This is a genomic window from Celeribacter baekdonensis B30, assembly GCF_000299875.1.
Lineage (GTDB): Bacteria > Pseudomonadota > Alphaproteobacteria > Rhodobacterales > Rhodobacteraceae > Celeribacter > Celeribacter baekdonensis_A.
Genome location: NZ_AMRK01000012.1, coordinates 1 through 20,441, shown reverse-complemented (window position 1 = coordinate 20,441; position 20,441 = coordinate 1). Strand labels below are relative to the sequence as shown.

Annotated in this window: 18 protein-coding genes; 6 read left to right on the top strand and 12 right to left on the bottom strand. The window is 59.4% G+C overall.

Features of this window, described 5'->3' with window-relative positions:
* The first annotated feature begins 52 nt into the window (after positions 1–52).
* A complete protein-coding gene (locus B30_RS17275; RefSeq protein ID WP_009573451.1) occupies positions 53–661 on the top strand; it encodes an SAM-dependent methyltransferase in 609 nt (202 codons plus the stop codon).
* Here B30_RS17275 and B30_RS17270 read toward each other — a convergent pair.
* The 12 genes from B30_RS17270 to B30_RS17215 form a co-directional block, all read right to left on the bottom strand.
* Positions 658–2,340 (bottom strand): putative transporter, encoded by a 1,683-nt coding sequence (locus tag B30_RS17270; RefSeq protein WP_009573450.1) that lies wholly within the window; start codon positions 2,338–2,340, stop codon positions 658–660. The genes B30_RS17275 and B30_RS17270 overlap by 4 nt on opposite strands.
* A 210-nt stretch (positions 2,341–2,550) precedes the next feature.
* Positions 2,551–3,522, bottom strand: coding sequence for a hypothetical protein (locus tag B30_RS17265; RefSeq protein ID WP_040402855.1), 972 nt, complete (start codon positions 3,520–3,522; stop codon positions 2,551–2,553).
* Entirely contained in the window at positions 3,519–4,514 is a 996-nt protein-coding gene (locus B30_RS17260) for an XdhC family protein (protein WP_009573448.1), read from the bottom strand. Before B30_RS17260 ends, B30_RS17265 begins: the two co-directional genes overlap by 4 nt.
* A 453-nt stretch (positions 4,515–4,967) precedes the next feature.
* Positions 4,968–7,052, bottom strand: a complete 2,085-nt coding sequence (locus tag B30_RS17255; protein WP_009573446.1) for an enoyl-CoA hydratase-related protein — start codon at positions 7,050–7,052, stop codon at positions 4,968–4,970.
* A 241-nt stretch (positions 7,053–7,293) separates the two neighbouring features.
* Entirely contained in the window at positions 7,294–7,518 is a 225-nt protein-coding gene (locus B30_RS17250; protein WP_009573444.1) for a hypothetical protein, read from the bottom strand.
* Positions 7,519–7,555: 37 nt separating this feature from the next.
* Complete coding sequence (locus B30_RS17245; protein ID WP_009573442.1) at positions 7,556–7,747, bottom strand: hypothetical protein; 192 nt, start codon at positions 7,745–7,747, stop codon at positions 7,556–7,558.
* An 89-nt stretch (positions 7,748–7,836) separates the two neighbouring features.
* The gene (locus tag B30_RS17240; protein ID WP_040402871.1) at positions 7,837–8,172 is read right to left on the bottom strand and encodes a TraR/DksA family transcriptional regulator; all 336 of its coding nucleotides are present in this window, start codon (positions 8,170–8,172) and stop codon (positions 7,837–7,839) included.
* 97 nt (positions 8,173–8,269) lie between these two features.
* A complete protein-coding gene (locus B30_RS17235; RefSeq protein ID WP_009573439.1) occupies positions 8,270–9,400 on the bottom strand; it encodes a FliM/FliN family flagellar motor switch protein in 1,131 nt (376 codons plus the stop codon).
* A 122-nt stretch (positions 9,401–9,522) separates the two neighbouring features.
* Positions 9,523–12,234 carry an ATP-binding protein gene (locus B30_RS17230; protein WP_009573437.1) on the bottom strand — a complete coding sequence of 904 codons (2,712 nt, stop codon included), beginning with the start codon at positions 12,232–12,234 and terminating at the stop codon, positions 9,523–9,525.
* Entirely contained in the window at positions 12,235–12,627 is a 393-nt protein-coding gene (locus tag B30_RS22400) for a hypothetical protein (RefSeq protein WP_009573435.1), read from the bottom strand. It lies immediately after the preceding gene.
* Positions 12,620–13,015, bottom strand: a complete 396-nt coding sequence (locus B30_RS17220) for a response regulator transcription factor (RefSeq protein WP_009573433.1) — start codon at positions 13,013–13,015, stop codon at positions 12,620–12,622. The genes B30_RS22400 and B30_RS17220 overlap by 8 nt, the downstream gene beginning before the upstream one ends.
* A gap of 278 nt (positions 13,016–13,293) precedes the next feature.
* On the bottom strand, positions 13,294–14,646 hold the full coding sequence (locus B30_RS17215; RefSeq protein ID WP_009573431.1) for a helix-turn-helix domain-containing protein: 1,353 nt from the start codon (positions 14,644–14,646) through the stop codon (positions 13,294–13,296).
* Positions 14,647–14,942: 296 nt separating this feature from the next.
* On the opposite strand from B30_RS17215, the gene B30_RS17210 reads away from it, so the two are divergent.
* From B30_RS17210 to B30_RS17190, 5 genes are all read left to right on the top strand, one after another.
* A complete protein-coding gene (locus B30_RS17210; RefSeq protein ID WP_009573429.1) occupies positions 14,943–16,295 on the top strand; it encodes a substrate-binding protein in 1,353 nt (450 codons plus the stop codon).
* 174 nt (positions 16,296–16,469) lie between these two features.
* Positions 16,470–17,501 (top strand): branched-chain amino acid ABC transporter permease, encoded by a 1,032-nt coding sequence (locus B30_RS17205; RefSeq protein WP_009573427.1) that lies wholly within the window; start codon positions 16,470–16,472, stop codon positions 17,499–17,501.
* A gap of 4 nt (positions 17,502–17,505) precedes the next feature.
* On the top strand, positions 17,506–18,735 hold the full coding sequence (locus tag B30_RS17200; protein ID WP_009573426.1) for a branched-chain amino acid ABC transporter permease: 1,230 nt from the start codon (positions 17,506–17,508) through the stop codon (positions 18,733–18,735).
* 2 nt (positions 18,736–18,737) lie between these two features.
* Positions 18,738–19,499 carry an ABC transporter ATP-binding protein gene (locus B30_RS17195; RefSeq protein WP_009573425.1) on the top strand — a complete coding sequence of 254 codons (762 nt, stop codon included), beginning with the start codon at positions 18,738–18,740 and terminating at the stop codon, positions 19,497–19,499.
* Positions 19,500–19,510: 11 nt separating this feature from the next.
* Positions 19,511–20,260 (top strand): ABC transporter ATP-binding protein, encoded by a 750-nt coding sequence (locus B30_RS17190; RefSeq protein ID WP_009573424.1) that lies wholly within the window; start codon positions 19,511–19,513, stop codon positions 20,258–20,260.
* The last annotated feature ends 181 nt before the right edge of the window (positions 20,261–20,441 follow it).

The window sequence follows — 20,441 nt, the reverse complement described above, 5'->3', positions numbered from 1 at the left end:
AGCCCCCGCTGTGAAAACATCGGGGGATTTTTTATGGAGATTGAGAAGTATCATGAGCTTTTGGGATCAGCGTTACGACCGACCGGATTATGTATTTGGCACCGAACCCGCCGCGTTTTTGCCGCGTCATCTGGCGGAGTTGCCCCAAAAGGCCCGCGTGCTCTGCGTCGCGGATGGCGAGGGCCGCAATTCGGTCTGGTTGGCCGAACAGGGTTTGGATGTCACGGCATTTGATCCCTCCGCGCCCGCTTTGGCCAAAGCGCGCGCTCTGGCCCAAGCGCGCGGGGTTGCGGTGGACTATCATCAAGCCGGGATCGAGGATTGGGATTGGGACCGCCCTTTTGATCTGATTGTGGCGATCTACATTCAATTCATCGGACCAGAAGCGCGCGCCGCGTTGTTTCAACAATTCGATCACACCCTAGCCCCCGGTGGCCGGGTGATGATCCACGGCTATACGCCCAAACAGGTCGACTACGGCACGGGTGGCCCCGGCAAGGTGGAGAATATGTACACCGAGGCGCTGTTGGCGACAGCTTTTGACGGCTATGACATCATTGAAAATCGTGCCTTTGAGATGCATGTGAATGAGGGCCATGGCCATGTCGGCCACTCCGCCCTCATTGATTTTATTGCGCAAAAACCAAAGGTTGCGGGTTAAAACGCCCCCGCGCCTGCCCCCGCCAAGATCAAGATCAGGATCTGCGGTGCCAAAATGCGCAGGAACATCACCAACGGGTAGACCGACACATAGGCCACTGACGCCGCCCCGGTTTTGCTCATCGACACGGCAAAGGCCAAGGCGGGCGGATCGGTCATCGACCCGGCCAAGACGCCGCAGAGGCTGAGGTAATTGAACCTGCCAAAGACCCGCGCGATGACGCCAACGATCAGCAGCGGCAGGAGCGTGATGAGGATGCCATAGCCCATCCACACGATGCCGTCGCCATGCAACAGCGTGTCAAAAAACCGATCCCCCGCGACGATGCCGACCACGGCCAGAAACAACACGATGCCAAATTCGCGCAGCGCATGGTTGGCGGCGGGCGGCATGTACCATGTGAACGGCCCCCAATGGCCCAACCGCCCCAACACAATCGCCGCCATCAACGGCCCGCCCGCAAGCCCGAGTTTCAGCGGTGCCGACAGGCCCGGTACAGCAAGCGGGATGGACCCCAAAATCACCCCCAAAGCGATGCCGAAAAACAGCGCCGGGAATTGCACCTCTTGCAGCCGCGCATGTTCATTGCCCAGCTCCAAAGCCACCGCATCAATGTCGGGTTTGGACCCGACAACGGTGACAATATCGCCAAAGGCCAGCGAGGACGAGGCCTGCGCCGGAAGTTCGACGCCTGCGCGGTTGATCCGCGACACGGTCACGCCACGCGCTTCGACAAGGGCCAGTTCGCGCAAGGATTTGCCGAGGATTTTGTCCTTGGTCACGACGATGCGCGCCCAAGTCAGCTTGGTGCCCTTGGTGGTCAACGGCGTGTCGATCTCACGTCCCATGATCAGCTTCATCGCCGCCAATTTCTCGGCAGGGCCGACCATATGCAGGCTGTCGCCCAGATGCAGCACGGTGTCGCGCGTCGGCACGATCAATTCACCGCCTGATTTCATCCGCGACGCGACAACCCCATGGTCAAACAGGTCAGGCACATCCCCCAGCCGGACACCGTCAAGGTTCTGATTGGTCACCTCAAGATTGAGCGCGGGCAAGGCCGCCTCACCACTTTTAGTTTCCAGCTTATAGGCCTCTTCTTCGCGTTCGATCGTGATGCCAAACAGGAAACGCACCGCAAACATCGAAATCAAAATTCCAATAATTCCAAAAGGATATGCCATCGCATAGCCCATACCGGCGAAGCCAACCTCAGAGGCGGGCAGGCCCAATTCGCCAAGCGCCTGTTGCGCCGCACCCAGGCCCGGCGTGTTGGTCACAGCCCCCGACATCACCCCCATCAGGACCGGAAGCGGCAGATCGGTGAGCGCATAAATCGCCAAGGTCACCACCACCCCGCCTAAAACGATGCCAATGGCGGCAAGGTTAAAGCGCAGGCCGGATTTGGCGAAAGAAGCAAAAAAGCTTGGACCGACCTGAATGCCGATGGTGTAAACAAACAGGATCAGCCCCAATTCGCGCACGAAATGCATGACATCACTGTCAAAGGTGATCCCGGCTTTCGCGGCGAAATGACCGACCAGAATGCCAGAAAACAACACCCCACCGATGCCCAACCCGATCTTGCGGACCTGAAGTTTGCCAAAGAGCAAACCCAACGCCCCGGCCACGGCCAGAGCAAGGGTGGTGAGGGCGACATCTGAGAGCGGGAAGGTCATGTGCCTACTTTCTGGATCAAACGGTGTGGACGCGGCTTGGCCGTGACACTGCGCCGCGCAGGGTCACTTGTAAGTGATATGTATCAATTTTCTGCAAACGCATAACGGCCTTGTGCGCCGCGCCACGCCTGCGCTCTCAGTGGGTGTTTTTAAGGCGCATTCAACCGCGACCTGCCGTTTTCTGCGCTTTTATCTCTCCAGTTTTGCCCTTTAAACCTCTGGCGACAACAGTCCGCCAACCCCCATCTGCGCGATGTCATCATCGGTGATGCTCACGCCACACAGCAACCGATCCACCAGCCAATCCACCCCGGTCGGAGCAGACCCGCGCGCGCATTCCGGCAAGCCCAAGATCGGCACCGCCCCAAGCCCGCCCGCGAAAAACCGCGTGCCGGGGTCCAGGGGCAGACCAAAACGGGTGATCACCCCGCCCGCCCGGCGCACCGCCTCAGGGGCCACATCGCCGCGATCCATCGTCTCCACGGCCGTCAAGACAAACACAACCTCGCCACGCGCGCTCAACAACGCCTCAGCCAGCGCCTCTTCTCGGTGCGGCACCACCAAGGTTTCGACCAAGCGCACGCCCAATCGATCCAATCGCGCCCGCAAAAAAGCCTCGCCTTTGGCTGTCCCCCCATCGCCACCAATCACGGTTTGAATGAGGCTCGCGGTTTCGGCCAAGACCGCGCGCACCCGGATCGTGTCATGCGCGTCCTCAATCACCCTTGAGAGCGCAGAGCGTTTGACGCCGTAGGGAATGACCCGAACCGTGGCCACGACATCGCCTTTGGCAACCCGGTGAAACTGCGGGCGGGTGGCGATGGCCATCCCCTCATCGACCCGGTTCATCCGGGTGAGTCCGGCGGTATCAAGTCCGACAACCCCGGCGCAGGTCGCCGTAATATGCGCTGCCCCCGCCATGACCCGCCCGACGTCCAGATTGGCATCGCTGGGCACGGGCACCATCGCCGCGCTGATCCGGCGCGCTGCCTCGTCTTGCGCCACGTCATGCGGGTCTAGCTCCGCCACGCGGACCTCGCCCACTCCGGCCATGACCAGTGCCGCAATCTCTGACGGGCCAAGCGTGCACCCCGCCTCCAATCGTCCCCCTGCCTTAAACGCCACAGAGTGGGTCAAAATCGTGCCCTTGGCCTCGCGCACCGGGCGGCGTCCATACATCATGGCCGCCTCATCACCTGGATCACCTGCGCGAGGATCGAGACGGCGATTTCGGCCGGGCTTTGGGCGCGGATATCAAGGCCGACAGGGGCATGCAGACGGGCGATCTGATCGGAACTCAGCCCCGCTTCCTGCAACCGCGCCACGCGTTTGGCATGGGTCCGGGTCGATCCCAAAGCGCCGATATAAAACGCGTCCGAGCGCAGAGCGGTGATCAGCGCCGGATCATCGAGTTTGGCATCATGGGTGAGCGTGATCACCCCGGTGCGCCCATCCAGCCCATGCGCCAAAAGCGCGGCGTCCGGCCAATCGTCCCCGATGATTTCGCCCGGAAAGCGGGTGTCGCTGGCAAAGGCGCCGCGCGGGTCAATCAATGTCACGTTAAACCCCGCCAGCCGTGCCATCGGCAAAAACGCCTGTGCGATATGCACTGCGCCAATCACGAGCAAACGCGCCGGCGGCATGTGGACCGACACAAACCGCTGCCCGTCCGCCTCGATGCCCGATCGGTCGGCCGCGAAGCGGTCGGGGAAGGCCGAAGGGCCAACAAGATCATGTGTGCCGTGCACCAGATCGGTGACAACGCCAGTGGGCCTGCGTGCCGCGCGTGCTGTGATCACCTCAGCCAAAATCTCCACGGGGAACACCGCGCCTACGGGTTCAAGCAACACCCGGATCGTCCCACCGCAGGCCAATCCAACGGCAAAGGCCGTATCGTCACTGACACCAAACTCAAGGATTTTAAAAGCGGGCGCTTCGAGCAACTCCAAGGCCTCGGTCACCACCGCCCCTTCGACACAACCGCCCGACACCGAGCCGATGATCTCACCTTTGCCCGAGACGACAAGTTGACTGCCAACCGGACGCGGCGCACTGCCCCAGGTGTCAATCACCGTGACCAAAACTGCGCCAACCCCGCCCCGGTGCCACGAAAGCGCCCACTCACCGACCGCGTCAAAGGCGGGATCTGCGGCGACGGCGGGATCAAAGGGCATGCTCAAACCTGGCTCCTCAGCGCGGTGGTAAAAAACGCGGCGGTAAAAACGGGGATCACAGAGACGACTCTAACGCCGTCAGGGCCAGTGTCCAGACGGGTGTTGCCAAATGCCTAACGGCGCGCTGATCCGGGCGATTTGAAAGAAAAAGAGGCGTCGCAGGAGAAACGCATCCCTGCGACGCCAGTAAAGTATTCTGCCCACGCACAAAAGGCAGGATACAGCGCGGACGATCGGAAGGAGAGTCCGCGGGAGGAATGCAGAGGCCCAACTGTCTGACTGCGGACGTGAACCTCTGCGCTCAAAAATGTGATAGGACAGCGGGATCGCGAAAACTTTGATCTGCATCAAGTGCGATTTTCGGCCCGATATTGACCTCGCGCAGATCGGCGCAAACACGATCACAGCGGCCCAAAAAACCATAAAATTCCCTAGAAAATAGACGTTCAAGTCTCAGATTCGGTTTAATTTTTCGAAACAAGCGCCATTTTTAAACAATGCGCGCCAGAGTGTCGCAGGCTCCCAAATGTCAGGCGCCGCCTTGGCAAAGGCCAAAAGCCGTTTTTCCGCCGCCACGATGCCCATCGCATCTGCCGATTCCATCGGCCCGCCGCGCCAGCGCGGATAGCCTTTCGCGATCATCATCACCACGTCAATGTCCAGCGGGCGGGACACCACGCCGCGCTCCAACAGCCGCGCACCGGCATTGGCTTCGGCCAAAATGAGCCGCTCGACAATATCCGTGTCGCTCAAGGCCAAGGCCGCGATGCCGCCGTCCGCTCTCAGTTCGGCCAAAAGCGCCTCTGCCGCGCTGTCATCCGGCCCTGCCCCGTCAACATAATCGTAAAACCCGGCTCCCTTGGCTTTGCCTGCGCGCCCTTTTCCGGCCAAATATTGTGCTACAGCCCCGGTCATGTAGCCCAGTCCAAGCGCGTCCATGGCCTCGCAGGGCCCGGCGGGAAAACCGTACTCCCGCATTGCCTGATCAATCTGTGCCGGACGCGCGCCCATCAGCAACAGCACATCGACGGCGGCCCATCCGGCCTCTTGCACCACATTGGCAATCAAACCATCCGTGGCCGACACCGTCACCGGGATTTTGCCGAGGCGGCACAAAAACGCATGGGCCGTCACCAAAGCCTTGGGAGACACATCATCGGAATGGGCCAATTCGACCACGCGGATCATCTGGGCCGGGGCAAAGAAATGCAGACCCAAAAACCGTTCGGGATGGGCCAAATCACGGGCCATCTCGTCAAACCCGCGATCCGCGACCGTGGCCAAAACCACCTCTTCGGGTAAAAATTCTTCGACCCGTGCCAAAAGACTCCCGCGCGCCGCCGCATTGCCTTGGGTCGCTTCGATCACCAGATCGGCGGCGGCAAGGCTATCGACGCGGGCGCTGGTGGTGAAGGCGGCCACTCTGGCATCGCGCAGATCGGGGCTGATCTGGCCCTGTTGCGCGGCGCGGGTGTAGGCGGCTTCAATCCGGTTTTGAACAACAACCAATTGATCGGCACCATTGCCCAAAAGACGAACATGAAACCCATGATCCAGCGCCGCAACGGCAATCCCAAGCGCCAATGTGCCGGTGCCGACAATCCCAAGGGTGATGACCTCGGCAGGCTCAACGCCGTCCACCCCGGTCAGTCGCGCCGCCTGTCTTTCGGCCGCATAAGCGTGTCGGAGGGCCTTGGATTGCGCCGAGGCAAAACAGTCCTCGCGCGCCGTCTGTTCGCGCCAGACACCCGCGTCAAAGGGCATCATCAATGCCGCCTCGACGCAGTCGATGATATGTTTTGGCGCCTCAATGCGTGCCCCGCGAATTTCCATCCGTCGCGCCGCGACCTCCGACATGTAGCGCGCGCCATCGGCCAGACCACGGGTGGTATCGCGGCTGGGACGTGGCCCCTTTTTGCTCTCAATCAAGTGGCGGGCAAAGGCCAAAGCTTCATCACCAACCTTTTTTTGCACCAATTGATCGATGAGGCCGAGTTTTTGCGCTTGGGCACCATCTATCGGGCGGCCCGGCAGCAGCAGCGCAAGCGCTGCATCCGCGCCGATCAATCGGGGCAAACGCTGGGTCACCCCGCCGCCAGGGACAAGGCCAAAGGACACCTCGGGCGCGCCCAATCGCGCCGCCCGTCCCATTACCCGGTAATGCGCCGCCAAAGCCAAGGCCAATCCGGCCTCAAGCGTCGCGCCATGAAGGGCGGCCACCACCGGTTTGCCACAGGCCTCGATCCGGTCACACAGGGTGTTTAACGTCGGCGCAGCCTCGGTGAGCGACAGAGCGTCAGGGGCATAGCCGGTACAAAAAGACGCGCCTTCGCCCGCGACAACAATGGCGCGCACACCGGAGTCATTGTCCGCGTCCTCGATGGCTTTGAACAGCGCCAGGCGCAATGCATCGGTGAGGGTGTTGACGGGCGGGCGCGACAGGCGCAGCACGGCCAGCGCGCCTTCGCGACTGGACTGTACCAAATCTTGCTCAGGGGTTTCGCCCTGTGCCGCTGTCACATTTTGCCCCACTCGCATCACACGCCCCCTTACGCCTCACATCGAACGCCCAAAGCCGCCAAGTCCTGCGAAAGAAACGGCGACAAAAGCCCCTGTTTAACCCCTGCGGATCATTTATCCACAGCTTATCCACAGTTTGGGATCATAATGGCGGAGAGCGGGGTGAGAAAGCAAGAACCCTTTTGTTTCGGGCTCTTGCGGGGCATGACGCGGGTCACGGTGGAGGCTGTTCCTGCGCGCGCCGGCCTGCGCACAGGCTTTAGATGTCTGCGGTTTCGTCACGCGTGGGATAAAAATCGTCGGCAGAGCTGTCCTCAAGCTCGGCCTCCAACCGCACCAAATCGTCGGGCAAAGGCAGGCCAAGCGCCGACAGTTCCGAAAGCGTTTCACGCAACCGCTCCTGCAGCACATGACGATCCTCAGGCTGGGCCGAAATTTCGTTCAAAATCATATAGGCTTGGGCTTTGAGGGCTTCGAATGCCATCGGCGTGTCCTTTCTCGACAGGGCGAACCCCGATCTCTTAGACCGGCAAATTGTCCCATATATCGTCATCGTCCTCAGCACTCACCTCCGTGCGCGCGTAGACTGTCGCGGCAGGCTCGGAAAAGGATTTATGCAACTTGTCTTTCAACACGGCTGCGGTGTCTTCGTCTTTGACCAGATCGTCCACGATACGATCAATTTCGGTGTCATATTTTGGTGAATTGGGCATAGGCTGTCCTCCTCATATAGGCGTGCTTGTAGGCGTGTTTGCTAAAATTCACACCTCGCGCCCTCCTCAGGCACGCGCGATGCGGCGGATTATTTGTGTTCGGCGTTGCGTGCGGCGCAGTCTTTACACACTGGTGTATAGGGTAGCACATCCAAACGTTTTGCGCTGATTTCTTCGCCGCAGGCGGCGCAAAATCCGTATTCCCCGGCAGAAATGCGCTGAAGTGCCGCTTCTATCATCGCCAGTTCGAGTTTTCCCGCCACCCCCATGCCCTCAAGCACCTCATCGCTCTCGCGTTCGGTGGCCAGTTCGGCCCAGTCTTTTGACTGATGCGCGTCCAGTTCGGTTTCGATGTTGCGCAGTCTCAGCGTCAATTCCGCTTTGCGTTGCTGCAATTGTGTTTGTCTTTGAACAAGGTCTAGCATGAACATTCCTCCTTGGAAAAACAGCATCCGCTCAAACCGCATCACATGCATTGATGTACATCAACAGAATATTAAAGCGTGACGCTTTGGCTATGCCCTATTCAAGCGATGGGAGATCTCCCATCGCCGGGAAATGCCCCAAATCGGGCAGATCACCCATATCTCCTCCCATATCCCCCAAGGCCGGAAACGCCCCAAGGGGAGGCAGATCGCCCATATCTCCCATGGCGGGATAATCCCCCATCGGGGGCACATCACCCATCCCATTTGAGAGTGCCGGAACAGCAGAGCTCCCCGAGGGCGCCCCCATATCGCCAAACCCGCCCTCGTCCGGTCCATAAGAGGCATCCAAAGGATCGTCATCCCCGGTCATAAAGATCAGGCGCACGGCGCGTTTGCCATTGATCTGGCCCAATTGCGCCCGGCTGACGAGGCGATCATCGGCACGCAATTCCACCTTGGACACGGCAGAGCGCGGGATCGACAAGACCATCCCCACCTCAAGCGACATCACATCGGCCAAGGGCAGGCGAATGCGGTGCAAAACCGTGTCAAGCCGGGCCTCCGATGTCATGACAACCGCCTGAAAATCACGGCCAAAATTGTTGGGCGCGCCGGGGACGGGTTTGGGCGTGGCGCGGGCATAGGGAAAAACCAACAGGATTTCGCCCTCGCGCACACCGCGCCCAAGCGACACGGAGATGCGGTACACCCGGTACGGCACATCCTCGAAAGCAATCGAAATGGACCGCGCCTCGCGCAATTGCGCGGCGACACGAAACCCCTCGACATGGGGCGGGTCAGCGACCTCGGCCACGTTGGTTTCGAACAGAGACAGAATATGATCGGTGATTTCCGTACACATCACCGCATCCGTTGCGGTGGGGGCGCGCTCTTCGGGCGGCAGTTTCAACACCTTGCCTGTGGTTTGTTGTTCGACCACGGCGGAAACCACGTTGCGATCAAACACCGCCAAACCATAGGCGTTGTCCGGCCCCTCCAGGAGCGACAAAAGCGCATCGTCGGGCAATTGCTCCGGCAGGCGCAAAATCGAACTGCGCTCCTCGGCCACATGTGTCACCTGCATCACCAGACCGATCGAATCCTCCGCAGCCTTCGCCGCAGCAAGGCGCAGCGCCTTTGCGGGCGACATCGGTTGAACGTCCGGCGGCGGGCGGCCAACGCCCGCTTTGCGGCGCATCGCGGAAATGATGTCTGCGTCAGACATGGTGGTGCATCAAATGTCCCGGTTTCAATCCGCATCAGTTGTGCATGGGCACGGTAAACAAAGGGTTTATTCCGTTAATCTTTTCGCCCCAAATCGCGTTTTCACCCCGCGGAGGGCAGATTTCACCCCGAGGGTCGCCCTGACCGTGCCCGCACGCGCGCCAGGTCAAGCCGAAATGCCGCCCCGCCCTGCCCCGGCAGATAGGAAATCGTGCCGCCCAGATTGACCATGATTTCACGGCAAATCGCCAATCCAAGCCCCGCTCCACCCGCTTTTGCGTGATCGGTCAGGCGCGAAAATTTCTCAAAAATCACCGCCTGTTTGTCCTTGGCAATGCCCGAACCATTGTCGATGAAATCTATTTGGATCGCGTCCTCCCCGATCCTGCGGGCGTAGATTTTCAACTCCGGCTGCGGCGCATCGCAATACTTGCGGGCATTGGTGATCAGGTTGATAAACACCTGCGCCAACCGGTCCGGGTCGGTTTCAATCGCGATATGTTCGGACAGGACATGCCGCCGAATGGTGATCGCGCCCGCCGCCCCGCCGGAACTGGCCTGAACCGCGCGTTCGATCACGTCATGCAAATTGGTGCGGGTCCAGTTGAGCGTCACCGAGCCGTTTTCCAACACCGAGAGGTCCAAAAGATCGTCCAAAAGCCGGGTCAGCCGCTGGGCCTCGTCATGGATGATGCCGGAGAACCGTGTCAGGCTTTCGCCATCCATCTCACCCGTCTGCCCGGCCTCGCGCAGGATTTCGGAAAAGGCCCGGATCGAGGTCATCGGCGTGCGCAATTCATGCGAGATTTGCGACAGAAACGCATCCTTTTGGATCGACAAGGCGGTCAGTTTGGCGTTGGCCTCGCGCAATTGCCGCGCGGTGCGGGCAAGCTCTTCGGATTTATGCTCAAGCTGGGTCGAATATTCCAACATCTGTGCGGTTTCATCGGCCACGGCCATCAAATCCTCGACCGAAACCAACACGCCACCGGCGATTTGCCCCAACATCGCATGGGCCGTCGCCGCCCCCACCGACCCCGCCAATTCACGTTCCAGACGCTCGATAAATTCCGATGTTGCATCCGGTAGATAGCCCTGTTTGCCCTGCGCCTCCGCTTCAGCTTGAAACAGGTTTTGCGCCTCCGCTGGCCCCAAAATCCTCTGCGCCATGACCAAAAGGTCTTCGGCCTCGGCAAAACCATGCGACCAGCCGCGCGTCGATCCGGTGTGTTCGAACACGCTGACAAATTGCGCCCCCTGAAGCCGTTCAACGGGGCGCGGAAAGGACATCAAAGAACCCAAGATAAACACCAATGTGTTGAGCGCGATGGACCAGACCACGGCATGCACCACCGGATCGACGCCTTCGACGCCAAACAACGCCTGGGGCCGCAACAGGGCGATGCCAAAGGGACCATTGTCGAGAAATGTCTGCGTATATCCCGCCGCCGCGCCAAAGGAGGGCAAGAACATCGAATAGGCCCAGATGCAAAAGCCCAGCACAACCCCGGCGATGGCCCCGACCCGCGTGGCTCCGCGCCAGAATATCCCGCCCAACAGCGCCGGTAGCACCTGTGCGACGCCGGAAAACGAAATCATGCCGATGGAGGCCAAGGCCTCTGAGCCGCCGGAAAAATGGAAATAGAGATAGCCCAGAGCCAAGACGCCAAAAATCGACAAGCGGCGGGCAGACAGCACGACACTGCGCACATCGCCCGACATGGTGGCGCCGCCCGTGCGCGAACTCAGCCAGATCGGCATGACGATGTGGTTGGACACCATGGTGGAGAGCGCAATCGAGGCGACGATGACCATCGACGTGGCCGAAGAAAACCCGCCCAAAAACGACAGGGTCGCGAGGACGCGTTGATCATAATGTAGCGGCAAAGTCAGGACGAACATGTCCGGGTTTGATCCACTGGGCAACACATCCAGCCCGACAACGGCGATGGGGATGACAAACAATGACATGCCAAACAGGTAGAGCGGAAAGGCCCAACCTGCCGTAAACAAATGATTTTCGTCGACGTTCTCAACCACGATGACCTGAAACATCCGCGGCAGGGTGATCAGCGCCGCGCCCGACAACAGCGTCAGTGTGATCCAGCGCGTGCCGTGAATGGAATGCTGGGCGACAGGTGAGGCATCAAGGCGTGTCATCATATCGCCCATCCCATCGGACAGGCCCCAGACGACGAACATGCCGACCCCCACAAGCGCGACGAATTTGACCACCGCCTCCAAGGCAATCGCGGTCACAACCCCGTGGTGGCGCTCATTGGCATCGAGATTGCGCGTGCCAAAGAGGATGGTGAACAACGCCAATCCAGCGGCGACCCAAAGCGCGGTTTTGTCCAGATCGGGCACCACCATGCCGGAGGGATCATTGAGGCCAAAGACCGCGAAAGACAGCGCCACGGATTGCAATTGCAGCGCAATATAGGGCGTGGTGCCAATCACCGCCAAAAGCGTCACCAAAACCCCCAAAGTGGTCGATTTGCCGTAGCGCGAAGAGATCAAATCGGCAACCGAGGTGATCCGCTGGGTCCGGCCAATGCGCACCAGTTTGCGTAAAATCCACCACCAGCCGATCATCACCAAGGACGGTCCAAGATAGATCGTCAGATACTCAAGGCCCGAGCGCGCGGCATAGCCGACCGCGCCGTAAAACGTCCATGCGGTACAGTATATAGAGAGTGAGAGCGTGTAGACCCAAGGCGAGCGCAGCCAGCCCAGCCGTCCGGCCTCCGCCCGCTTTTCCGCCCAAAACGCCACCACGAACAGGAATGTGGCATAGCTCAGACAGGCCAGAACAAGGATGTTGAAATGGAACATTCAGCGGCGGTCCCCGGTCCGGTCTTCGGTCTGGTTTTCGGCCCGATTTTCGGCAGCGTGTTTCTCGCTCCAATCTTCGGAGGCTGGCAGATCGCCCAACGCGCCCTCAGATCGGCTTTGCGAGGTCAAAAGCTCTTCGGTGCGCGCCGCGCCATGGGCCAGTAAAAACGCCAACCACCCGGCCGCCAAAATCCCAAGCGCCCAGACCACAAACACATGCACGAAAGACCGTGATCCCGCGCCCAGGGGTTGATCCGTACCCTCCCCACCCCACAAAAGTGGCAAAAGCCAGAGGCAAAGCAGCAAAAAGGGCAAGAGCCGTTGCGCATCAATCAAGCGCCTGCGCCGATAAGACGCGCGCGCCAGATAGACCGGGGAACGCCCCTCAGCCATCGCTGTGCGCCTGCGCCCGATCCGGCCCGGCCAAGCTGCGCACGGCCTCTAACATTTCGGAATTGGAGAAGGGTTTGGTCATGAAATGCGACACGCCCGCCGCTTCGGCCATATCGCGGTCTTTTTTCTGACCTCGCGCGGTCAGCATCAAAATCGGCCGTGCCGCATGCTCTGCCATGCCGCGCAGATCGCGCAGGATGTCAAAACCGGATTTGTTCGGCAACATCACGTCCAAAATCACAATATCCGGCCGTTTGGCCGCCACCGCTGCCACCGCCGTCGCCCCGTCCGAATGCGTTTCCACGGTCCAGCCGTCCCGCGACAGAATAAACCGGATCGCTTCAATTATGTTTGGTTCGTCTTCGATCAGCAACACACGCTTGCCCATCTGACAGACCCTCTCTCCCAAAGGCGTTTTTTCCAATCCCTCATCCGAAGATACCGAAAAATCGCATACATCCGCGCGCACCCGTTCCATGGCCGGTGCATTTTGAATCCAGCCTCCTCCCAAAGATAGAATTCAGAACGCGTTAACTGTCTCATCTTATGGCGTTTCAAAGTACTCATGTCAAAACTTCTCACGCCTGACGGGGATTTCTCCAACGTCATGCCTCCGGCAAAAATGGCCGGTAACCGCCCACCCGCCATGCGTCTTATGGCGCGCTCCTACCCCTCTTCCACATCCTCCAAGACCATCGACGGTTCGCGGCGGGCGACGCAATTCTTTCGGGCGCAGACGCGGCAGCTTGTGCCGACGCCCAGCACTTCGGCATCGCGCGGCACATGGCCCAGACCGTCGAGCCGGTCGAGCGGCAAAAACAGCATCGTCACCTCCACCACCTCAGGGGCGTCGAAACTTTTGGGCGGGCGCGGCTGACAGATCGCATAGGCCAGATAGCGCCGCGCCGGTTGGCCCTGTTGTTCGACCACACGCCGGATCGGCACCATCGGTCTGAGCAAGGCCTGATACAGCGGCCAGAGCGCGCAGGCGGCACCAAAGCGCGGCGGAGCAAAACCGTCGAGCGGCTTGCGAAAGGTCAGCGCGCCGGAGCCATCACAGATCACAAGGCCCATCGGCGGACGGCCTTCTTTCGGAGGCAAGGCGGCCAGACGGCGCATCGCAGCCGCCAGATCCACACCAGCTTCCTGCGCCAAAGCCGCCGGGTCGGGCCCATGGGCGGCGATCACGTCCTCGACCAAGGACACCGGCATTTTTTCCGCCTCGGCCCGCGCCCGCAACACCCATTTGCGCGCCAAACTTTGTGCGGCGGGCGAACGCAGCCCCTCATCTCCGACCAAATCCGGCATCATCCCGCACTCAAGCTCGGGGATGGTAAAGTCGCGCTGCGCCAACCACGCTTCGACCTCATCCAAGGGCGCGGACAGCGTGTCCTCGGATTTGCCCACCGTATCAAGATAACTCACCAACGCCTGCGAGCCGTCGGCCAGACGTTGACTGTCCTCATAAAGGTTGCGGTGAAACCGGGCCTGCCAGTCGCGGTCAATGTCGCCTGCGTTGTTCAAAATTCCCGCCGTCGAACGGATCGCGGTCACGGTCGAAAGGACTTCGTGCAGACTGTCAGAAAGGAACGGGTCATGGGCCAAACGATCGTTGAGCGCTTCTACTCTACGTTCAAGCGCGGTGATCCGATCACGCTGCGCCACCACCAAAGCGGCCCAGCCCGGAAAACGTCCGGCAAATTCTTCGGCCCGCGCGGTTTCCGGGTCTGTTGTGCCTTTGGCCCCGCCACGACGCGGCCCCGGCGCAGCGTTGCTGGCCGCGTCTTGCAGCCCTTCCATCAAAGGCACCTGCGCGCCTTCGGTCAGAGCGGAGGGTTCAACCCCCAAGGCACGCGCCAGATCGACCAGCAATTTCCCACCGATTCTGCGGCGATTGTGTTCGATCAAATTCAAATAAGACGGCGAAATGCCCACATCTCGGGCCAAATCGGCCTGTTTGAGCCCTTCCAAAGAGCGCCGTTCACGGATTCGTGTGCCTGTCAGGGCGGATCTGGGCATCGTCTTTCCTCAGTTGCAACATCGAAACGCGAATGATTTCAGGCTCTTTCTGCAGACGCGAAGCGACTTGCGCTGCACCTGCGCGAAAATAGATTTACACTGCATACCATCGCATTGTGTATTTATTAACAAAAAAATCCTTAACTATAAAGCACTTGTTGATGAATTTTCTTCACACACCCAGTATTACCCCATCTCGTTTACAAATCCGACATTTCGGAGACGGGATCTGCGCGCCGCCTGGACTTCGGGGAGGAAGTCCGGGCGAGCCTGACAAATTCTAGGGAGGAATATACATGTCCAAAACCGATCTGACACGGCGCGTTTCGCGTCGCGGCGTGATCAAAACCGGGGCCATTGCTGGCGCTGGTCTCGCGCTGCCGACGATCTTCACCTCAGGCGCTCGCGCCTTTACCAACGAACCGATGGGCGGCACGGTCACCCTCGGCTTTAACGTGCCTCAATCAGGTGCCTATGCCGATGAGGGCGCGGATGAGTTGCGCGCCTATCAACTGGCGGTCGAGCATCTGAACGGCGAAGGCGACGGCGGCATGCTGAACACCTTCAGCTCCAAGGTTCTTGAAGGCAACGGCATCCTTGGCAAGAAGGTTGGTTTTGTCACCGGCGACACCCAAACCAAATCGGATGCGGCCCGCGCCTCCGCCAAATCCATGATCGAAAAAGACGGTGCGGTGATGATCACCGGCGGCTCGTCTTCGGGCGTGGCCGTGGCTGTTCAGGGCCTGTGCCAGGAAGCGGGCGTGATCTTCATGGCCGGTCTGACCCATTCCAACGACACCACGGGCAAAGACAAAAAAGCCAACGGGTTCCGTCACTTCTTTAACGCCTATATGTCCGGTGCGGCACTCGCTCCGGTGTTGGCCGCCCGCTATGGTGCGGATCGCAAGGCCTATCACCTGACCGCCGATTACACTTGGGGCTGGACCCAAGAGGAATCCATTGCCGCCGCCACTGAGGCGCTTGGCTGGGAAACCGTGAACAAGGTGCGCACACCTTTGGGTGCGGGCGATTTCTCCTCCTACATCACGCCGGTTCTGCAAACGGACGCGGATGTGCTGATCCTGAACCACTACGGCGGGGACATGGTCAATTCGCTGACCAACGCGGTGCAATTCGGTCTGCGCGACAAGATGGTCAATGGCAAGCAATTCGAAATCGTTGTGCCACTGTTCTCGCGTCTGATGGCGCGCGGTGCGGGCGAAAACATCAAGGGCATCCTTGGCTCCACCAACTGGCACTGGTCGCTGAGCGATGAAGGCTCGCAAGCCTTTGTGAAATCCTTCGGCACCAAATACGGCTTCCCGCCATCGCAGGCCGCACACACCTGTTATGTGCAGACCCTGCTTTATGCCGATGCCGTGGCCCGCGCCGGATCGTTCAACCCCTGCGCCGTTGTCGAAGCGCTTGAAGGCTTTGAATTTGACGGTTTGGGCAATGGTCCGACTCTCTATCGCGCCGAAGATCACCAGTGTTTCAAAGACGTTTTGGTGGTGCGCGGGAAAGAGAACCCAACCTCCGAATTCGACCTTCTCGAAGTTGTCGAAATCACTCCGGCGGCTCAGGTCACCTACCCGGTCGATCACCCGATGTTCGCAGGCGGCGCATTGGGCGACTGTAACGCGGGCTGATCGCGCCCTGAAAAGAGGGGCTGAACCGCAACAGCGGCGGTCCCTCGCCACTTCCAAAACCAAATGGGCCGGACCGCACATGCGGCTCCGGCCTCCCCTCCCCCCGGCCCGAACCTGGCGCCGGGACAGGTGGACTTTGGTCAACCGACACGCTCAACCCAACAGGTGGGGACCATGGAGACAATCCTTCTGCAATTGCTCAACGGGCTCGATAAAGGCTCGGCCTATGCGTTGATCGCGCTTGGGCTTACATTGATTTTCGGCACGCTGGGCGTGGTCAATTTTGCCCATGGCGCGATTTTCATGATTGGGGCATTTTGCGCGGTGACCTTGTCGCGCATCTTCTCGCTTTCGTTTGAAACCGTCGATCCGAGCAAACTCGATTTCCTCGGCAACCCGGCCAAAATCAAAACCCCCTATGTCGAGGCGTGGTTTGGCGCAGACGCGGGCGCATGGATGATCGACTGGGCGGTGCCTTTGGCGATCCTGTTCTCCATCCCGATCATGATCGCGGTGGGATGGGCCATGGAACGCGGCTTGATCAAGCATTTTTACAAACGCCCCCACGCCGATCAGATTCTTGTGACCTTCGGCCTCGCCATCGTGCTGCAAGAGATCATCAAATATTTCTACGGTGCCAACCCGATCTCCACCCCGGCCCCCGACGCATTCAGAGGCTCGTTCGATTTTGGCGCCGCTCTGGGCTTTGATCCGAATGTGATCATCTACCCCTACTGGCGTTTGATCTATTTTGGCTTTGCCGCTGTGGTCATCGGGGCTGTGTTTTCCTTCCTGCGCTTTACCACCTTCGGGATGGTCGTGCGCGCGGGCATGGCGGACCGGGAAACCGTGGGTCTTTTGGGCATCAACATCGACCGCAAATTCACCATCATGTTCGGCCTCGCCGCCGCCGTCGCGGGCATGGCGGGCGTGATGTACGCGCCAATCCTGTCACCGAACTATCACATGGGCATGGACTTTTTGGTGCTGTCCTTCGTGGTCGTGGTGGTCGGCGGCATGGGCTCGCTGCCCGGCGCGGTCGCCGCAGGCTTTCTCTTGGGCATCTTGGAGAGCTTCTCTTCGATGAACGAAATCAAATCAATCATCCCCGGCATCGACCAGATCATTATCTATGTCGTCGCCATCATCATCCTGTTGACCCGTCCACGCGGCTTGATGGGCAAAAAAGGCGTGATGGAGGACTAATGCCATGTTCGGACTGAATAAAAAAGACACCACCTTTCTGTTGATCGTCATCGGGTTGACCCTGTTCACACCGATCCTCATGCAACCGTTTGCCGAGGGCTCGGGGCTGGCGCAATTCAACGGCGGCTATCCCGACCTGATGCAAAAGGTCGCCATTTTCGGCATCTTTGCGGTCGGGTTCAACATCCTCTTTGGTCTCACCGGATACCTGTCCTTTGGCCATGCCGCCTTTCTTGGCATCGGCTCCTACTCCGCCGTCTGGATGTTCAAACTGCTGACGATGAACGTCATCCCCGGCATCCTTTTGGCCATGGTGGTCTCCGGCCTCTTTGCCGCCGCCATCGGCTACGTGTCCCTGCGGCGCTCGGGGATTTACTTCTCGATCCTGACATTGGCCTTCGCGCAGATGTGCTACAAAATGGCCTATTCCGTGCTGACCCCTCTGACCAATGGCGAAACCGGCCTGCAATTGGCGCTGGATGATCCGCGGATTTTGGACAAGGCAATCGAAGGCTCGTCCCTGCCCGTCACCAATATCTTCGGCCTGCCGATGAACAGCAGCTATAAGCTTGACGTCATGAACCATGTGTTCACCTTCAGCGTTGGCTTTTACTTTTGTGCCGTCATCGCGATCCTGGCCTTTTACGTCGCCATCCGCCTGTTCCGTTCGCCCTTTGGCATGATGCTGCGCGCGGTGAAATCGAACCAACACCGGATGAATTACACCGGGCTTGACCCAAAACCCTACACTCTGGCGGCCTTCGTGATCTCCGGCATGTATGCGGGTCTTGCGGGCGGGCTTTTGGCGGCGATGGACCCTTTGGCCGGCGCGGATCGGATGCTTTGGACCGCCTCGGGCGAGGTTGTGATCATGACCATCTTGGGCGGGGCTGGCACCTTGATGGGTCCGGTTTTGGGCGCGGGTGTGATCAAGTATCTTGAAAACATCTTTTCCAAAATCAACGAGAGCGTACTGCACAGCTGGTTCCATTGGTTGCCAGATGGGATCGAAGATCTTGTCGTCTGGGTCTTTGCCCGCTTCACCGGCGAGGGCTGGCACCTCACCCTTGGTGTGACCTTCATGTTGGTTGTGACCTTCCTGCCGGGTGGTTTGATCGAAGGCCTGAAACGCATTCGGGATCGGGTCAAGAACGGTAAAAAGAAACGCGACAAATACGATGATCCCGACCCGGACCATCACCCCGCCCCCACAAAACGCGTTGCAGGAGAATGAACATGGGAATTCTTGAAGTCAAAGGCGTGGGCAAACGGTTCGGCGGTCTGCAAGCTCTGGGTAATGTCAATCTGTCGATCCACGAGAACACCGTCCACGCCATCATCGGCCCCAATGGCGCGGGCAAATCCACGCTCCTGAACTGCCTGGTCGGGAAACTCATGCCCGACACCGGATCTGTGATGTTCGATGGCCAATCGGTCTTGGGGCGCAAACCCCATGAAATCAACCAAATGGGCATCTCCCGCGTGTTCCAAACCCCTGAGATTTTTGGCGATCTCACGGTGATGGAAAACATGATGATCCCGTGTTTTGCCAAACGCGATGGGGCCTTTCGGATGCATGCGTTTGAAAGCATCGCCCAAGAGAGGGATTTGATCGCCAAGGCCGAAAAGATGCTCTCAGATGTCGGTATGTTGGAAAAACGCGAGATGGTGGCATCCTCCATGTCGCGCGGCGACAAACGCCGACTTGAGATTGCGATGTGTCTGGTGCAGGAGCCGAAATTGTTGCTGTTGGACGAACCGACAGCGGGCATGGCGCGCGCCGACACCAACAACACCATCGAGCTTTTGAAACAAATCAAAGCCGAACGCGACATCACCATCGCCATCATTGAGCACGATATGCATGTGGTGTTTTCGCTCGCCGACCGGATCACGGTTTTGGCCCAAGGCACCCCCTTGGTCGAAGACACGCCGGACAACATCAAAGGTCACCCAAAGGTCAAAGAGGCCTATTTGGGTGAGACGCAACAGGTTTAAAGGGCGGCATCATGACACAAGAGTTCAATCCAAACGCCAATCATGCCGAAACCGCACCTGCGTTCTTTTCCGCATGGGATATTCACGCCTATTACGGTGAAAGCTACATCGTCCAAGGCGTGTCTTTTAACATCCACGAGGGCGAGATTCTGGCCCTCTTGGGCCGCAATGGCGCGGGCAAAACATCGACCCTGCGCGCGCTGGCACGTCTCGACAGCCCGCAAGTCACCCATGGCGAAATCTGGCTCGACCACGAACGCCTGCACGACAAAACCTCCTATGAGGCGGCGGTGCGCGGCATCTCTTTGGTCCCCGAAGATCGCCGGATCATCCCCGGCCTGACCGTCGAGGAAAACCTGCAACTGGCGCAGATTGTAGAACCCGTGGGCTGGTCTCTGGATCGACTGTATGAGTTGTTCCCGCGTCTGCGCGAACGGCGCAAACAAGAGGGCATCACCCTGTCGGGCGGCGAACAACAAATGCTCGCCATCGCCCGCGCTTTGGCCCGCGACATCAAGGTGTTGTTGCTCGATGAGCCTTACGAAGGCCTCGCCCCTGTCATCGTGGATGAGATTGAAAAGACGCTCAAAATCATCAAGGCGCAGGGCATCACCACCGTTCTGGTCGAACAAAACGCCGTGCGCGCGCTCAATTTGGCCGACCGCGCCGTCATTCTTGATACCGGTCGAGTGGTTTATGATGGTAGTGCTAAAGAAGTACTTGAGAACGAAGCGCTAAGAACCGAATATCTGGCCATCTGAACCTGCCCCGCCTTGACCTCCCGCGTCTCGGAAAGGGGCTGCCTGCGCCGGACGCCCCGGCGCGGGCCAAATGCACTCTCGGGAGGAGGCACTATGACGAACCCCATCTACCCGCCAAGCGACGATTTCGCCGCCAATGCTCTGATCTCTAAAGAAAAATACACCGACATGTACGCGCGCT

Excerpts from the sequence above, each read along its gene's own strand:
- B30_RS17210 (WP_009573429.1), top strand. The coding sequence starts at position 14,943 with ATGTCCAAAACCGATCTGACACGGCGCGTTTCGCGTCGCGGCGTGATC.
- B30_RS22400 (WP_009573435.1), bottom strand. The coding sequence starts at position 12,627 with ATGGCTGAGGGGCGTTCCCCGGTCTATCTGGCGCGCGCGTCTTATCGG.
- B30_RS17255 (WP_009573446.1), bottom strand. The coding sequence starts at position 7,052 with ATGCGAGTGGGGCAAAATGTGACAGCGGCACAGGGCGAAACCCCTGAG.
- B30_RS17265 (WP_040402855.1), bottom strand. The coding sequence starts at position 3,522 with ATGATGTATGGACGCCGCCCGGTGCGCGAGGCCAAGGGCACGATTTTG.
- B30_RS17190 (WP_009573424.1), top strand. The coding sequence starts at position 19,511 with ATGACACAAGAGTTCAATCCAAACGCCAATCATGCCGAAACCGCACCT.
- B30_RS17270 (WP_009573450.1), bottom strand. The coding sequence starts at position 2,340 with ATGACCTTCCCGCTCTCAGATGTCGCCCTCACCACCCTTGCTCTGGCC.
- B30_RS17230 (WP_009573437.1), bottom strand. The coding sequence starts at position 12,234 with ATGTTCCATTTCAACATCCTTGTTCTGGCCTGTCTGAGCTATGCCACA.
- B30_RS17275 (WP_009573451.1), top strand. The coding sequence starts at position 53 with ATGAGCTTTTGGGATCAGCGTTACGACCGACCGGATTATGTATTTGGC.
- B30_RS17205 (WP_009573427.1), top strand. The coding sequence starts at position 16,470 with ATGGAGACAATCCTTCTGCAATTGCTCAACGGGCTCGATAAAGGCTCG.
- B30_RS17220 (WP_009573433.1), bottom strand. The coding sequence starts at position 13,015 with ATGGGCAAGCGTGTGTTGCTGATCGAAGACGAACCAAACATAATTGAA.
- B30_RS17250 (WP_009573444.1), bottom strand. The coding sequence starts at position 7,518 with ATGGCATTCGAAGCCCTCAAAGCCCAAGCCTATATGATTTTGAACGAA.
- B30_RS17245 (WP_009573442.1), bottom strand. The coding sequence starts at position 7,747 with ATGCCCAATTCACCAAAATATGACACCGAAATTGATCGTATCGTGGAC.
- B30_RS17235 (WP_009573439.1), bottom strand. The coding sequence starts at position 9,400 with ATGTCTGACGCAGACATCATTTCCGCGATGCGCCGCAAAGCGGGCGTT.
- B30_RS17240 (WP_040402871.1), bottom strand. The coding sequence starts at position 8,172 with ATGCTAGACCTTGTTCAAAGACAAACACAATTGCAGCAACGCAAAGCG.
- B30_RS17260 (WP_009573448.1), bottom strand. The coding sequence starts at position 4,514 with ATGCCCTTTGATCCCGCCGTCGCCGCAGATCCCGCCTTTGACGCGGTC.
- B30_RS17195 (WP_009573425.1), top strand. The coding sequence starts at position 18,738 with ATGGGAATTCTTGAAGTCAAAGGCGTGGGCAAACGGTTCGGCGGTCTG.
- B30_RS17200 (WP_009573426.1), top strand. The coding sequence starts at position 17,506 with ATGTTCGGACTGAATAAAAAAGACACCACCTTTCTGTTGATCGTCATC.
- B30_RS17215 (WP_009573431.1), bottom strand. The coding sequence starts at position 14,646 with ATGCCCAGATCCGCCCTGACAGGCACACGAATCCGTGAACGGCGCTCT.